This is a genomic window from Chroococcidiopsis sp. CCNUC1, from assembly GCF_023546805.1.
Classification (GTDB): Bacteria; Cyanobacteriota; Cyanobacteriia; order Cyanobacteriales; family Chroococcidiopsidaceae; genus Chroococcidiopsis; species Chroococcidiopsis thermalis.
Genome location: NZ_CP097480.1, coordinates 525,717 through 541,320, shown reverse-complemented (window position 1 = coordinate 541,320; position 15,604 = coordinate 525,717). Strand labels below are relative to the sequence as shown.

General features: G+C 43.8%; 12 protein-coding genes. 10 read left to right on the top strand and 2 right to left on the bottom strand.

Annotated features, from left to right (window positions below):
- Nucleotides 1-95: 95 nt before the first annotated feature.
- Entirely contained in the window at nt 96-1,442 is a 1,347-nt protein-coding gene (locus M5J74_RS02540; protein ID WP_250015227.1) for a cytochrome P450, read from the bottom strand.
- A gap of 370 nt (nt 1,443-1,812) precedes the next feature.
- Here M5J74_RS02540 and M5J74_RS02535 point away from each other — a divergent pair, with 370 nt between their 5' ends.
- The 5 genes from M5J74_RS02535 to M5J74_RS02515 all read left to right on the top strand — a co-directional run bounded on the left by M5J74_RS02535 (nt 1,813) and on the right by M5J74_RS02515 (nt 6,430).
- A complete protein-coding gene (locus M5J74_RS02535) occupies nt 1,813-4,026 on the top strand; it encodes a phosphoketolase (protein WP_250015225.1) in 2,214 nt (737 codons plus the stop codon).
- A 98-nt stretch (nt 4,027-4,124) separates the two neighbouring features.
- Entirely contained in the window at nt 4,125-4,304 is a 180-nt protein-coding gene (locus M5J74_RS02530; RefSeq protein ID WP_106216908.1) for a hypothetical protein, read from the top strand.
- Between the two features lie 143 nt (nt 4,305-4,447).
- Nucleotides 4,448-5,644, top strand: a complete 1,197-nt coding sequence (locus tag M5J74_RS02525; protein WP_106216901.1) for a GTPase — start codon at nt 4,448-4,450, stop codon at nt 5,642-5,644.
- A gap of 256 nt (nt 5,645-5,900) precedes the next feature.
- Nucleotides 5,901-6,122 carry a ribbon-helix-helix protein, CopG family gene (locus M5J74_RS02520; RefSeq protein ID WP_106216909.1) on the top strand — a complete coding sequence of 74 codons (222 nt, stop codon included), beginning with the start codon at nt 5,901-5,903 and terminating at the stop codon, nt 6,120-6,122.
- 26 nt (nt 6,123-6,148) lie between these two features.
- Complete coding sequence (locus M5J74_RS02515) at nt 6,149-6,430, top strand: hypothetical protein (protein WP_106216902.1); 282 nt, start codon at nt 6,149-6,151, stop codon at nt 6,428-6,430.
- A 169-nt stretch (nt 6,431-6,599) separates the two neighbouring features.
- Here M5J74_RS02515 and M5J74_RS02510 read toward each other — a convergent pair whose 3' ends face one another.
- Nucleotides 6,600-7,235: a hypothetical protein gene (locus tag M5J74_RS02510; protein ID WP_106216903.1), complete on the bottom strand. Its 636-nt coding sequence runs from the start codon at nt 7,233-7,235 to the stop codon at nt 6,600-6,602.
- 343 nt (nt 7,236-7,578) lie between these two features.
- Here M5J74_RS02510 and M5J74_RS02505 point away from each other — a divergent pair, with 343 nt between their 5' ends.
- The 5 genes from M5J74_RS02505 (at nt 7,579) to M5J74_RS02485 (ending at nt 15,528) form a co-directional block, all read left to right on the top strand.
- A complete protein-coding gene (locus M5J74_RS02505; protein ID WP_250015223.1) occupies nt 7,579-10,170 on the top strand; it encodes a M1 family metallopeptidase in 2,592 nt (863 codons plus the stop codon).
- 455 nt (nt 10,171-10,625) lie between these two features.
- Nucleotides 10,626-12,338 carry an AarF/ABC1/UbiB kinase family protein gene (locus M5J74_RS02500; RefSeq protein WP_015152556.1) on the top strand — a complete coding sequence of 571 codons (1,713 nt, stop codon included), beginning with the start codon at nt 10,626-10,628 and terminating at the stop codon, nt 12,336-12,338.
- Nucleotides 12,339-12,423: 85 nt separating this feature from the next.
- Complete coding sequence (locus M5J74_RS02495; protein ID WP_015152555.1) at nt 12,424-12,801, top strand: hypothetical protein; 378 nt, start codon at nt 12,424-12,426, stop codon at nt 12,799-12,801.
- 54 nt (nt 12,802-12,855) lie between these two features.
- Nucleotides 12,856-14,772, top strand: a complete 1,917-nt coding sequence (gene cobJ, locus M5J74_RS02490) for a precorrin-3B C(17)-methyltransferase (RefSeq protein ID WP_250015221.1) — start codon at nt 12,856-12,858, stop codon at nt 14,770-14,772.
- Between the two features lie 21 nt (nt 14,773-14,793).
- A complete protein-coding gene (locus M5J74_RS02485; RefSeq protein WP_250015220.1) occupies nt 14,794-15,528 on the top strand; it encodes a class I SAM-dependent methyltransferase in 735 nt (244 codons plus the stop codon).
- The last annotated feature ends 76 nt before the right edge of the window (nt 15,529-15,604 follow it).

The window sequence follows — 15,604 nt, the reverse complement described above, 5'->3', positions numbered from 1 at the left end:
TGACTCTGCTTGAGATCGATGTTAGATCCGCAGTATTAAGGAATGTATCTGCAATTTGGCATAAGTAATGAATGGTAAGGTAGGCAATACCCACCTTACTTATAACCAACAACTGACATTTGCATCCCATTTTCAGAAGGGACAATTGTAATGCCTCGCCGAACTGGAGAAACAGGACGAGAATTTGCTAGTTCTAATTCATACTGCGATAATACAGTAGCAAGTACGAGTTTCATTTCATATAGCGAAAAAGCTGCACCAATACAACCGCGACTACCACCACCAAAGGGAAGATATTCAAAGGGTGAAAATTTTTGGTGTAGGAATCTTTCTGGTTGAAATTTTTCTGGTTGAGGATAGATTTCTTCTCTTCTATGGGTGAGGTAAATACAAGGTACGATAATTGTCCCAGCGTTGAATTTATCTCCAGCGATTTGTACGGAGTCTCTTACCATTCGAGGAGTACAAATTAAAGCAATGGGGTGAACTCGGAGGGATTCTTGACAGATAGCAGTAAGATATGGGAGTTGGGCGATCGCATCTGGTTTAGTACGATCTGCATTATTCAATTCTTGTTGTAGGCGATCGCGCACTTGTGGATGAGAATGGATCAGGTAAAATGCCCATGCTAGCGCTGCTGCTGTAGTTTCATAGCCTAATAATAAAAGAGACATCAACTGATCGCGTAATTCCTCATCATTCATCTGCTGTCCATTTTCATCCCGTGCCGACATTAACATTGATAAAATATCGGTGCGCGTCGGATTGTTTTCTCGTCGCCGTTGCGATATTTCTGCATAGATTAATTTGTCAATTTGTTGTCTGCGTCTGACAAAATGTCCCCAAGGACTCCACGCGCCCAAGTCTTTTTGTAATGGTGGGAAAAAGAATAAACTGGAGTACCAGGGAGTAGTAACGTCTTCTAGCAGAGAACTTAATTTAACTTTTAATTGTTCGTACCTCTCCCCAGGACTAATACCGAATACAACTTGTAAAATAATTTGTAGGGTAATGTCGGGAAGGAAGTGGTTAATAGAAATCTGTTTGCCAACTTGCCATTGTTGAGTTACGTCTTGAGTAATTTGACAAATAATTTGCCCGTAAGTTTTCATGCGATCGCCATGAAAAGGAGGTAGCATTAATTGGCGTTGGCGTTGATGACTTTTCCCTTCTTGTAAAATTAAAGATTGCTCCCCCATCAAAGGTTGAAATACGTGAGTTGCTTTTTTATAATCAAAGTACTCTGAGGGAATAGCGAAAATCTCTTTAATTGCTTGTGGCTGGCTGAAAAATACAACTGGCGGAGAATTTAAACCTAAAACTCTCACAGCAAATGGGTCGCTGTATTTGTTGGCACAAGTATTTAAAAACTCAATTGGATTGGCAATTAGCTGGAGCGTTTGCAGTAAGGCTGGAGTTTTGTTTACCTCAGTTAACTTCATCTTAAATTGGTAGACAATGCTGCTACGGAGATTTATTTATATATTAACTAAAAATTATTTGAGAATAAAAATATATTTATATTTATTAGGGTCGCAGCAGCAACGATTTTGAATAAAATCTAAATTTAAAAAATACCGTTTGAGATTTTATCATATGACTTCAATTTCATTCAATGAATTTTCGCTCAAAACTTATTTCTAGACGCACTCATCAGCGTCAGAATTTTTCTCTGTAAATATGCGATCTATAGCTAGACAAATCCACTGATATGTATAGACAGACCGTATACAACATAAAGCAGAGATTAAATGTAAAATAATTAAAATTATCTAAAAAGTACAAATACTCAAATTAGAGAGGGTCTTCAGCATGACGGCATCGACCGAAGCGGCAAAGATAGTAACACCAGAATTTTGTCAAGGAATTCAGTATTTTGGCGAAACTTTGCCAGGATTCGAGCAATATGGCAAACAAGCAGCGATCGCACCAAATAAAACTGCTATAACCGATCCTAGCGATCCGGCGGCTGTATTTCAAACCCTCCTCTATGCCGATGCCCTGCGCTATTTAACAGTACAAGTAACGGGAAGTAAAGCTTCGGGACACCCTGGTGGTTTTGCCTCGCAAGTAGAAGCTTACGCAGCCTTAGTGATGTTGGGCTACAAAAATATTATTACCGAAGTCGGACATCACGCCCCAGGATTTTACAGCGCCATGTTCTTAGATCGTTCGTTAGAAGACATGGGCATTACTACTGTACAACAATTGCGCGATCGCTTCCGCGAACACAACGGTTTACTCGGACACCTTTCTGGCTTTATTCCTGGTATTCTCGCCCCGGCGGGACCATTGGGACAAGGGCAACACTTTGCCATGTCAGCCGCCCGTCTCCATCCCGATAAATTATTCCCCGTCACGATTGGCGATGGTGGGTTAGGCGAACCCTACATCATGAGTAGCATGGCGCATTTCCACACAGCCTATCCAGGCGTGACAAATTTCTTACCCGTCTTGGTGTGGAATGGTTACAGTCAGGAACATCATAGTATGGTGTCTACCCAATCCAACGAACGGATGATGGCATACTGGCACGGTAACGGTTTTGAAGAAGTCGTGTTAGTCGATGCCAAAGACTTTGACGACAAAAACCAACCAGGCGATTATGTCGATAGTACCGCTTTTTCCTTCGAGCAGCGCTTAGCTTTCACCAAAGCCGTGTTAGTTGCAACCGATGAAGCTACCCGTTCTGCTTTGAGTGGAAAACTGACGGTATTAATCATCAAACAATTAAAAGGGGCTGGAGTCCATGCGAGAGGGGCAAAATCTCACAACCTCTATGCGATGCATACTCTCGACAACCCCGATATTGTCAACGCCCTCAAATCTCGTGCTTTAGCGCCTGCTGCATGGGAAATCGTGCGGACGAACTGCGAACGCGCTGGTGGTGGTTCGGCGAGTCGAGTAGCGGTGACGGAATCTGTATTACCGCTAGCAGAACTTGGGGAATTGCCGTTAGAAGAATATGCTGTAGGGGGAGATCCGAAAGTATCGACAACAGCGATGGGTAAATTGGTGGCGAAAGTGGGAGAATGCGATCGCAACTACATCGTCACCAATGCCGATGGTAATGAAGCTTCGGGAATTGCCAACATTAACCAAGCATTGAAAATTATCCACCCCACAGAAGATCCTATATACAACCAAACCCCAGGCGGACAAGTTTACGAACCTTTGAGTGAAGATGCTTGTGCGGGTTTAGCAGCTGGTTCGGCGTTGATGGGCAGTCGTACTTTGTGGTGTTCTTATGAGTCTTTTGCGATTAATGGTTTACCGATTTGGCAAACGGTAACGCAAGCAATGGCAGAATTACGTCGCCCCACACCGTCTACCGTAACTCTATTTACGGCTGGCGCGTTAGAACAAGGGCGCAATGGATGGACGCACCAACGCCCTGAAATTGAAGCATATTTCGCTGCTATGATGCGCAATGGAAATGTCTTTCCCTTATTTCCACCCGATGCCAACTCGATTCAAGTTTGTTACGATTGGGCGCTGACAACGAAGAATAAGGGTATTGTAATTACGGCGAGTAAGTCACCGTTACCAATTCGCACGACATTTGAACAGAGTCGCAAAGCGATTCAAGATGGTGCGGTGGTACTGCAAGAAATTAAGGGTAGCAAGACAGTAGTATTTGCTGTGATTGGCGATATGGTTTTGATGCCAGTATTTGAAGCTGCGACTTATTTAGAAGCGCAAGAAATTGGCGTGAGAATTGTTTCTGTCGTCAATCCCCGTCGTTTGTATCGTCCTAGCGATGTGGCTTGGGATAGCTGTTCTGAACCCGATGGAGAATTTTTGAATGATGCTGGGTTTGAGGCGTTATTTGGTGGCGATGCTTTGGTTGGAGTAGCATCCGGTGCGAGTGGGATGTTGGAACCAATCATGTTGCGGAGTCATTGCCAGCGCGATACTTTTGCCTGGAAGCGAGGAGAAACCACCGCAAGTCCCGCACAGTTGATGGCAATTAATGGGATGACAGCTGAGAATTTGGTGAAACGCGCTTTGGAATTGGTGGGTTAGATTTCGTTGTAATTGTTGGTTAGGTGCATGATATTGGTAGGGGCGCACAGCTGTGCGCCCCTACAGTGTTTAATCAAATTCAGATAATTGGTGTAACGATGAATCAGCAATCAAAAATACCATCGCTAGAAATAAGAGCGCGTCATATTGCTAAGCTAAAAGAACTTAATAGACGCATGGATAAACATATTTTAGATTTAGATGATTTGAATGCTTTGTTAGAGGCAAATTTGCGCGAACAGCGGCGGCGAATTGAGTGGTGGAGAGAAGAGAAGTAGAAAGAAATTCAAGGTGAATAATTAGTTCCGAGTTTCTAACCGCAGATGCACGCAGATAAATTCAGCTATCTTTGCGTATATCTGCGGTTTTTTATAATAATTCTATATGTTAAAAAAGTACGAATACTAATTCGTAAAATATTATGAGTAATCAAAAAGATACCGACTTACTTAATGACACCCAAAATCAGGTTCCCTCAATAGGAAGAGAATTAATTTCATTAATTCAACCTTTCTCACAAGCTCGCAATAAAAAGTTTGTGGTTCTCTTAGTTGGTCGTACAGGCGTTGGCAAATCTAGTACTGTAAATTCATTAATGGGTCAACAGATTGCGCCAGTCGGTAAATACGATCCAACTACAATGGAAGTCGAGTCTTTTGACTGCGAAATTAATGGTATTAAGTTTACAATAGTTGACACTCCAGGTCTTTGTGACGATCTTCCAGAGAAAGAGAACGATCGAAAGTATATAGAACTCATACTTTCAAAGGTTAAACAAGTCGATTCTCTTTGGTTTGTAACTCGTCTAGACGATCCGAGAGTTACTTCAGATGAAATGCGAGGAATAAAAATTATTTCAGAAGCATTTACTCCTCAAATTTGGGAACACGCTGTTATTATATTTACTCGTGCAAATAAAGCAGATGATTATTTGGGCGATTTGCATGAGCGAACAAAGCGTATTCGAGATGAAATAGCAAAGCATACGGGTGTTGAGTTAGCTAATAATATTCCATCAGTTGCAGTAGATAATAAAAGTGAAACAACTCCTGATGGGGAGAAATGGCTAGAGGAACTATATACGAAAGTTTTTGTAAGAATCTCTGCAACAGGTACTCTGCCATTTCTAATGGCAACAGCTAAAAAAATTAATGGTAGTCAAAAAAAACAAATAAAAAAAAATCAAGTAAGAACAAACGAAGAAACAGGCTCTCAAAATGGCAAGGAGCATAACTGGGAGTTCTATGGTCATGCTAATAGTGGATTTAATGATTTTAGTAATGGTTGTAGACAATATCAACAAAAGAAAAATGTGAAGGAACAAAAAACTCGGCATGGAAACAACTATACTATTAGCTACGATGAATATGAAGAGGATAGCTACTCAAACGGCTACGATCGAGGTGAAGAAGATAACTACTCAGAACAAGGATTTAGATTTAATGATAGACAACGAGCGGAAATTAAGAATAAGTTGTTTTCTGTGGTTCCCGTGTTAAAAACAATCGGTGGAGTAGTTGGAACTGTATTAGGTGGTTCATCGGGTAAAAAAATAGGTGAAAAAATTGGTGGTGCAGTTGGTCATGCAGTAAATTTTATAGGTTCACTTTTTGGTTGATTCTGATAGATATTTGGCGAATAGAATTCGCGGCTACACAAACGAAGTCCGCCTACGCGGACTAATATAGAAGAAAGTTTTGAAACCTGCATCAGCAGGTTTTATTTTATAACTATGACTTTAATCGCTATCTTTGAAGAAAGCGATCACTTTGCGTAAACTTAATTTTATAACAGGCGATCGCATCTTCTCATTACCAATACATCCGGTAACACAGTTCATATATAATTATAACTATATGTATGAGGATGCAACTATGAGCAACACAAAAGAAATGGTTCATCTCAAATTGGACTTATCGCCAGAACTCTATGAGAAGTTAGAAGAAATTGCTCAAAAAATTGGTGGAAGTAAAAGCGATGTATTACGACAAGCGATCGCTTTGATGCAAATTGCGATCGCAGCTAAAGAACAGGGTAGAAAGTTCGGTATTGCAGAGTCAGAGCAACCTTTGTCTACTGAAATCAATATACCTTGATTCTACTATTAAATTTTGATATTTTTATGCCAAGCCCAGAAGAAACGAACGAGATAGTTTCTGGAGGTTCTCTCAATCTATCTTCAGCAATAGAAAAATTAGTTACTACAGGTTCTTTAAATCTATCCTCTCCTGAAGAAGTAGAGTTTGAACGGAGGAACCGTGAAAAAGATAAAGATCTAGAACGAGAGCAAAAACGTATTTCCTTCTGGATAAAAGATACTGCTGTATTTGTAGTAGCTTTAATTATAATTTTACTAATAGACTTCTATGCTTTCACAGTTCTACAAAAAAGATACCGTTTCTGAAGGAGAATTGAGGTTTGCGATCGCCGCACTTACTTCTACAATAACTAGTTTGCTTAGCTACTTGGTAGGGAGATCTAGTAAGTAGTAATATTTAAGAGATTTAAATCTTGAAGAAATCTTCGCAAAAGACAAGAGCGATCGCAAATTGCATAACTCTCACATATAAAACTCACACAGCGATCGCCTCAAACACTTGCCTATCTCTCGACACAACTTCCAGCTTAGAGTGCAGAGTTGCAATCGCCTCAATCAAGAGTTGTCGCGGCGTTAACCCCCAATACTGTAAAACTTGCAACAAGCGGGCAATTGTTTCATCATCGTGCAATAGAGGAAACTGAAACGCTCTACCACCACTGGGTAGGTTAATTAATCCGCTTGAATCTCGTTGTGGCGCAGAGTCCTGTTGCTGCTTCTTCCTTTCTTCTACCATCAATTCAGAAACCTGCTTTTCGTTGACTGCTGGCAATCCCCACAGCTTGGATATGAGTTGTTGATATCGCTTCTGAGTTAGAGCAAATAACGTAGTCAGAGAGATCCGTTCTATCTTCTCGATCGCAAAATCTCGAAATGTCTCAAATAGCCGGATGAACTTTTTCGCTTCAGCCAAAGTCTTGCCTTGCGACTCCAGCCAAGCTTTGAATGTCTCTTTGGGCATGGCTTTAAACATCTGCCAGTAGTCGCATCCTTGGGCTAGGGCATTCTCGACTATCAGCCGATCGCGCTGTCTGATTCTTTCATTTATGTCGCGCGATTTCAAAGAATTTTTGTTGGAGGCGATCGCAGCAGGATTTGTTTGTGCTAACATACGGTTACACAAGTAAATTATATTTGCTTTTTGATTTAGGAAGTCCTCAGTTTGTCAGACCGGGGGACTTCCTAAGTATTTTTGTATTGTATCAGATATCTCTGCATAAGTCGATCGAGTAGGGATAAAAATTGGAAGCATTCTGTTGTTTTTCAGACGTAACTGTAGAACTAGCACCTGAAACAGACATAATCTGTTGCTGCATGGCTGAAATCGCGAAATACTCTCACCCACAAATCTGACAACTGATAACTGACAACTGATAACTGTCAAAGGCGTTACCCTGGAAGGAATAGAAGATAAACATCAACTATTTTTCATCTATCGCAGGTTGACCCTTACCATGCTGCAATCCTATTTCGATACAGATAATAACGGTCATAAACATAAATCTTTTGAGCTTCCAGGGGCAAAACCCCACTATAATCCCGATCGCCCCGGACAAGTCGAGCATATTTTTCTCGATCTCAATTTAGATATCCCCAACCAAAGCTATGACGGAACTTGCACGATTCAACTCAAACCCGTCCGCAACGGGATCGATCGCCTGACGCTAGATGCAGTCAGTCTCAACATTCACTCAGTCCAAGTCGATGCTACCTCAACGACATACGATTATGATGGGCAACAGCTACAGGTAAATCTAGCTAACCCTACACAAACGGGACAATCAATCAAAATTGCGATCGCCTATTCTGTCACGAAACCCCAACGCGGAATTTACTTTATCGCCCCAGACAAACACTACCCTAACAAACCAGTTCAAGTCTGGACGCAAGGAGAAGATGAAGACTCCCGTTTCTGGTTTCCCTGCTTCGACTACCCAGGACAACTCGCAACTTCAGAAATTCGGGTGCGCGTCCCCAAACCCTACATTGCCATTTCCAACGGTAGATTAATCCACACCGAAGAAAACGGTGACGACAAAATCTTTCACTGGTTGCAAGAGCAAGTCCACCCATCCTATTTAATGACTTTAGCAGTAGGAGACTTTGCCGAAATTCAGGATGAATGGAATGGTAAACCCGTTACTTACTACGTAGAAAAAGGTAGAGAAGAAGATGCGCGGCGCAGCATGGGCAAAACTCCCCGCATGGTCGAATTCTTCAGCCAGAAGTACGGTTATCCTTATGCTTTTCCCAAATACGCCCAAGTCTGCGTAGATGATTTCATTTTTGGTGGGATGGAAAATACGTCTACCACCCTGCTGACAGATAGATGTTTGTTAGACGAACGCGCGGCGATTGACAACCGTTTAACTGAAAGCCTAGTCGCACACGAACTCGCCCATCAGTGGTTTGGCGATTTAGTTGTAATTAAACACTGGTCTCATGCTTGGATTAAAGAAGGCATGGCATCCTACTCTGAGGTGATGTGGACGGAACAAGAGTATGGAGCCGAAGATGCTGCCTACTACCGCTTGCTAGAAGCCCGAAACTATCTCGCTGAAGACAGCAGCCGCTATCGTCGCCCAATTGTAACGCACGTTTATCGGGAGGCGATCGAATTGTACGATCGCCACTTGTATGAAAAGGGTTCCTGCGTTTACCACATGATTCGGGCAGAGTTGGGAGAAGAGTTATTTTGGCGGGCAATCCAAACTTTCGTGCAAGATAACGCTCACAATACTGTAGAAACTGTAGATTTACTTCGGGCAATTGAGAAAGTTACAGGACGAAATCTTTTATTTCTTTTCGATCAATATGTTTATCGCGGCGGACATCCTGAATTCAAAGTTGCTTACTCATGGGATAGCGATAGCAAATTAGCGAAGGTGACTGTTAACCAAACCCAAAACGATCTATTCGATTTGAAAATACCGATCGCTTTTGGCTATGCACAAGGTGATGTAGGGGCGCATAGCTATGCGCCCCTACAAAAAACATTCACCGTGCGCGTTAATGAAAAGGAACAGAGTTTCTACTTTCCTTTGGAAGAGAAACCTCAGTTTATTAGCTTTGATGCTAATAATAATTACTTGAAAACCGTAACTTTGGAATATTCTATTCCAGAACTAAAGGCACAGTTGCAATTCGATCCCGATCCGATTTCTCGGATATACGCAGCTGAAGCTTTGGGGAAAAAAGGTGGTTTAGAGGCGCTCAATGCCCTTGCTGAAGCATTGAAAAGCGATCGCTTTTGGGGTGTCAAAGTAGAAGTCGCGAAACAATTAGCTCAAATTAAGCTCGACCAAGCTTTTGAAGCTTTAGTTGTCGGATTGAACGATGAAAATCCCTTAGTACGACGTGCCGTAGTCGAGGCTTTGGGTAACATCAAAACTTATGCGAGTTACAAAGCCCTGAAGCCGATTGTGGAAGATGGCGACAGCAGTTATTACGTAGAAGCAGCCGCAGCCAGGGCAATTGGTGTTATCGCCGCTGCCCAATTGGAAGAAAAGCCCAAGGAAGAGAAAGTTTTAAAGCTGCTCAGATCGATTTTAGAAAACAAAGCAGGCTGGAATGAAGTCGTCCGATCTGGGGCGATCGCGAGTTTGAGTCAAATGAAAATCTCAGCCGAGGCACTAGACCTAATTTTAGAATACACCCGCTTAGGAGTTCCTCAAGCCTTGCGCCTTGCGGCTGTCCGCGCTCTCGGAACCATCTCCACAGGTCAATCTGCTGCCAATTTAGACCGAATTTTAGAACGATTAACCGAATTATCTCACGAAAGCTTCTTCCTCACCCAAGTCTCGGTCGTGACTGCCCTGGGACAAATGGAAACCCCCAAAGCGATCGCGATTTTACAAGCTTTAGCAACGCAATCCCTTGATGGACGAGTCCAACGAATCGCCGAAGAAGCTGTAGCAAAAGTCCAAAGCTCAGCAGGTTCTGACCAAGCTGTCAAGCAACTCCGCGACGAAATCGACCAGCTCAAAAAACAAAACCAAACCCTGATGAGTCGGCTGGAGAGCTTGGAGGCTAAGGCTTCTAAATAGGAAGCAGGGGACAAGGGAGACAAGGGAGACAAGGGAGACAAAATCAATTCACAATTCACAATTATCTCCTGACTCCTGACTCCTGACTCCTGACTCCTGGCTCCTGACTCCTGGCTCCTGACTCCTGACTCCTGACTCCTGGCTCCTGACTCCTGGCTCCTGACTCCTGGCTCCTGACTCCTGACTCCTGGTCCTGACTCCTGGCTCCTGACTCCTGACTCCTCTTCTTAACTTTTCTTATCAATTGATTTGTACTTTTATATACTATGTTAAGAATAGATACAATTTAAATAACGTATTCTACGTATAAGAAGACATCGACAGGGCAGTTTAAAGAGGCTATAGTTGACTGTTTGGGAATCTAAGCTGATTGACTCGTAGTTAAAAGTAGTCACGAGATTACCCTGGTTAGTAAACGAGTGTAAATATCCGATTGTAAAGAGGCAAGTCAAGGCGTGGGTCAGTATCAACTCGCTCAGCTTAAACGCTACGATCCAGAAGCGATCGCGCAGTATTATCGCTTCCGTCCTTTGCTGGCTGTAGCGCGGGCTTTCAAGGTCGTCTGGTTGTTTGCTGGGTTTATTTTTGGTTTAAAGTGGGACGATTGGCGCGATCGCGAAGAAGAAAATAAGCTCAAACGAGCCGTCCAACTGCGGCAGCTCCTTACAGATCTGGGTCCGACGTTTATCAAAGTCGGTCAAGCGCTCTCCACTCGCCCAGATTTGGTGAGAAAAGATTTTCTAGACGAACTGGTAAAACTGCAAGACCAACTACCTGCCTTCGAGCAGGAAATTGCTTTGCGCACGATTGAAACCGAATTGGGGCGCTCGGTTGAAGAAATTTACAGTCAAATTTCGCCACAACCTGTAGCTGCTGCGAGTTTGGGACAAGTGTATCGCGCTCGGCTCCATAGTGGCGAAGAAGTTGCCGTTAAGGTACAGCGTCCGAATTTACGCCCGACGATTACCCTCGACCTTTACTTAATGCGTTGGGCGGCGAGTTGGCTATCTCCTTGGTTGCCGCTCAATCTCGGTCACGATCTGACGATGATTGTAGACGAATTTGGGACGAAGTTATTTGAGGAAATCGATTACCTCAACGAAGGACGGAACGCCGAAAAGTTTGCGACCAACTTCCGTAACGATCCTCACGTCAAAATTCCTTTAATTTACTGGCGCTATACGAATACTCGCGTCCTGACGCTGGAGTGGATTAACGGATTTAAGTTGAATGACACTGCTAGCATCCAAGCAGCGGGATTGAATACAGATGAATTGATCGAAATTGGTGTGACAGCTGGGCTGCAACAGCTACTAGAACACGGATTCTTTCATGCTGACCCCCATCCAGGTAATTTGTTTGCCATGCCAGACGGACGAATGGCTTACATTGACTTCGGCATGATGGATCAATTGGACGAGCGGACAAAAGAAACGCTAGTAGATGCGATCGTGCATCTCGTGAATAAAGATTATGACGAATTGGCAGAAGATTACGTCAAGCTAGGATTTCTCACGCCAGACACTGATATTCGCCCGATTATCCCAGCTTTAGAAGCAGTTTGGGGTAGCGCGATCGGTAAAAATGTAGGAGATTTTAACTTCAAAACCATCACCGACTCCTATTCGGAGTTGATGTATGACTATCCTTTCCGCGTCCCTTCTAAATTTGCGCTAATTATCCGTTCTTTGATTACGCAAGAAGGAATTGCCCTCAGCCTTAATCCAGATTTCAAGATTATCGAAGTTGCTTATCCCTATGTGGCACGGCGGTTACTGACGGGTGAAACCCCCGAACTGCGGCGCAGGTTACTCAATCTCTTGTTCAAAAATGGTAAGTTTCAGTGGCAGCGGTTGGAAGATTTGCTCGACATCGCTAGCGCTGACGATAGTTTTGATATTCTACCCACCGCTCAACTCGGCTTGCAGTATCTTCTATCTGAAGAAGGGAAATACCTACGGCAACAATTGGTGATGGCACTGACGGAAGACGATCGCCTGCATACAGCAGAAGTACAGCGGATCTGGAATTTAGTCAAGGATGAAATTCAGCCCGCACGTCTGTTTGATGCCGCGATTGGAGCGATCGCCAATTTATCTAGAGAAACGGCGGCAATTCTGCCGACAGCAGTATTTTCACTCATTGCTACCCCAGATCGAGAGCGGTAAGGGAATACATGATGGATGCAAAAGGGTAAGATGTTGAAAGTAACAAAAGTTAAAATAAAAAATTTGTAAGTTTAAGGTATCTTCCATGTTTTACCCGTCCACTCCGCCTTATTTCCTGCTCGTTGCAGGTTTGTTTGTCGCCTTGACTTCTGGAGCGGCGTTTTCTGGCACGCTCAAACAGCTGCTACAAAAATGGTCGAGCGATCGCGCCACCGATACCGATACAATGGCTAAAATCCGCACCGGACAATTAATTTTTCCTTTTTTGGGCATGGCTGTCGGTGTTTGCGTCTTTCTTGCCTCTGGGATTGAAATTTTTGGCTTCCCCATCATGATGTCTTATGCTTTTGCCGTTCCCCTGACGTTACTGACTGGTTTGTTAGTTTGGTATCAGTTGGGTAGCATGTTTGCTTTAGCAGAACGGGAAGGATTTCAAGCTTTTAATCTTGATTCTTGGGAATAATTTATCACTCATCAGTCATTGGTCATTTGTAATAGTTCGTGGGTAGGGTGAGCAATGCTCACCTTATTTTTCTACATCAGTGCTTTAGAGCGAAAAATTGTGTTGTTGCAAGATTTTCAACCTTTATGCGCGATCGCGACAACTTCTACTGGTGCTAGTAGATTGCGGTCTATTTGTCAAGCTAATAGTCCAATCTGGGTTCCAGAGTCTTTATCGAGTATTGCCGGAGTCCAATCCTACTCGGGTTCGCTCAAATCTCACGTAGCCGAATTGTGGCAATCTCACCGCGCCTTTATTTTTTGTTTGGCAACTGGGGCAGTTGTGAGGATTGTCGCACCCTTATTGCAAAACAAGGCTACCGATCCGGCAGTTGTGGTCGTCGATGAGGCAGGAAAGTTTGTCATCAGTTTGTGTGGCGGACATCAAGGTGGAGCAGATCGTCTCACAAAAATAATTGCCCAGCTCATCGATGCAACTCCAATATTAACCAGCGCTTCTACAAGCTTAGGATTACCCGCCGTAGATTTATTGGGCGTTCCCTTTGGGTGGCATAAAGGTAGAGGAGATTGGACGGAAGTGAGTGCGGCAGTAGTGCGTGGCGAACCCGTACAAGTCATTCAAGAAGCTGGTTCTACCTTGTGGCGATCGACAGCTAGCGTCCAACAGTCAAATTTGAGTTTTGCAGTATCTTCTGACGCAAAAGTCAAAATTTGGATTACACCACGCCCGATCCAGGAAGCACAATCGCCTCAAATCCAATGGCATCCCCGTGTCTTGTGGGTGGGAATCGGTTGCGAACGGGGAACCTCAAGACAACTGATTGAAGCTGCACTTCAACAGGTATGCCGAGAAAATCAACTTGCTATAGACGCGATCGCCGGGATTGCTACGATCGACCTGAAAGCTGATGAAGTTGGGTTAGTCGAATTGTGCCACGCCTACGATTTTCCCTTACGGACTTTCCCCGCCGAAATCTTGAGCGCGATTTCCGTTCCTAACCCCTCATCAGTCGTAGAACGAGAAGTCGGCACTCCTAGCGTCGCTGAAGCTGCGGCTTTACGGGCTGCCAACTCTCAAAACTTATTAGTGACAAAACAAGTCTTCCGTAGCACGGCTGACAATTTAGATGCAGAAATAAACAGCCAAAATCTTCAAGGTGCAGTCACGATCGCGATCGCCCAATCGGAAATCGAATATACGGGTCGTATTGGGAAACTGTTCCTCGTGGGAATAGGACCTGGTGCGATCGAGCAAATCACCCCAGCTGCCAAAAGCGCGATCGCCACGGCTGATGCAGTTATCGGTTACTCTCTCTACATAGAATTGATTGCGACACTGCTACAACCCCAGCAAATTATCGAAACTTTACCCATTACCCAAGAAAGACAGCGCGCTCAAAGAGCGATCGAACTGGCGCAGTGGGGCTTAACGGTAGCGGTGGTATCTTCGGGAGACTGCGGCATTTACGGTATGGCAGGGTTGGTGATGGAAGAATTGCAAGCAGGAGACTGGGACGGAAACACACCTCAAGTACAAGTTTTTCCTGGAATTACGGCGTTGCAAGCCGCCGCTGCTCGCGTCGGCACGCCTCTAATGCACGACTTTTGCGCCATTAGCTTAAGCGATTTACTCACCCCTTGGCAAGTTATTGAAAAGCGCTTGATTGCCGCAGCAATGGCTGATTTTGTCACGGCAATTTACAATCCGCGATCGCAATCGCGCGTCCAACAGCTACAAATCGCCAGAGACATTTTCCTACAATATCGCGCTCCAAACACTCCAGTCGCGATCGTCCGTGCGGCTTACCGTCAAGACGAACAAATTTACCTAACAACTTTAGAAAAGTTACTCGATTTGCCCGTCGATATGCTATCTACTGTATTAATTGGCAATTCTAGTACTCGCACCTATGCCAATTGGATAATTACCCCACGGGGTTATTTGGGTTTTGTGCCAGAAATGAAAGAATAACAGACTAGTTACCTTTCTATTATGTCCAAACCAAGCAGCAGCAACTCGAATTCGCCTAGCTTTCAAAGCAGCAACATTTTTCAATCGCAGAATTGGGAAGAAATAGTCAAGCAAGTAGGGTATCGGTTCAACCGACAGTATCAAGGTCAAGATTTGGCACTCCCGCCAGAAGTGCAGGCAATGCCGATATTTCACGAGTGGAAAACTGGTATTCTGGCTGGCAGACTGGCTTCTCCTTTTTGGGAGATGGCTCAACCGCAGAAAAATCAAACTTGCTTAGATATTGGCTGTGGTGTTAGCTTTCTGATTTATCCTTGGACGGAATGGCAAGCATTTTTTTACGGTCAAGAAGTTAGTACAGTAGCGCGGGATACCTTGAATGCTCGCAGTCCGCAGTTGAATTCAAAGTTATTTAAAGGTGTTGAATTAAGACCAGCCCACCAGTTAAACTACGCTCCAGCTCAATTTGACTTAGCGATCGCCACTGGATTTAGCTGTTATTTTCCCCGCGAGTACTGGAGTACCGTCATGGCAGAAGTCAAGCGGGTGCTGAAACCGAATGGTTTTTTTGTCTTCGACATTCTCAACTCCGAAACACCCCTAGCAGAAGATTGGGCAGTTTTAGAAACCTACCTGGGTGCAGAAGTGTTTCTGGAGCCTATATCTGAGTGGGAAAAAACGATAAAAGCTACTGGTGCTAAAATTGTGGCACGGCAAGCAGGGGAATTATTTCAATTGTATAAAGTACGGTTTTAGTACGAGAAGTGAGAAGTCAGAAGTCAGAAGTCAAAAGTCAGAAGTCAAAAAATCCAATATCTACGAGCATTTAGCG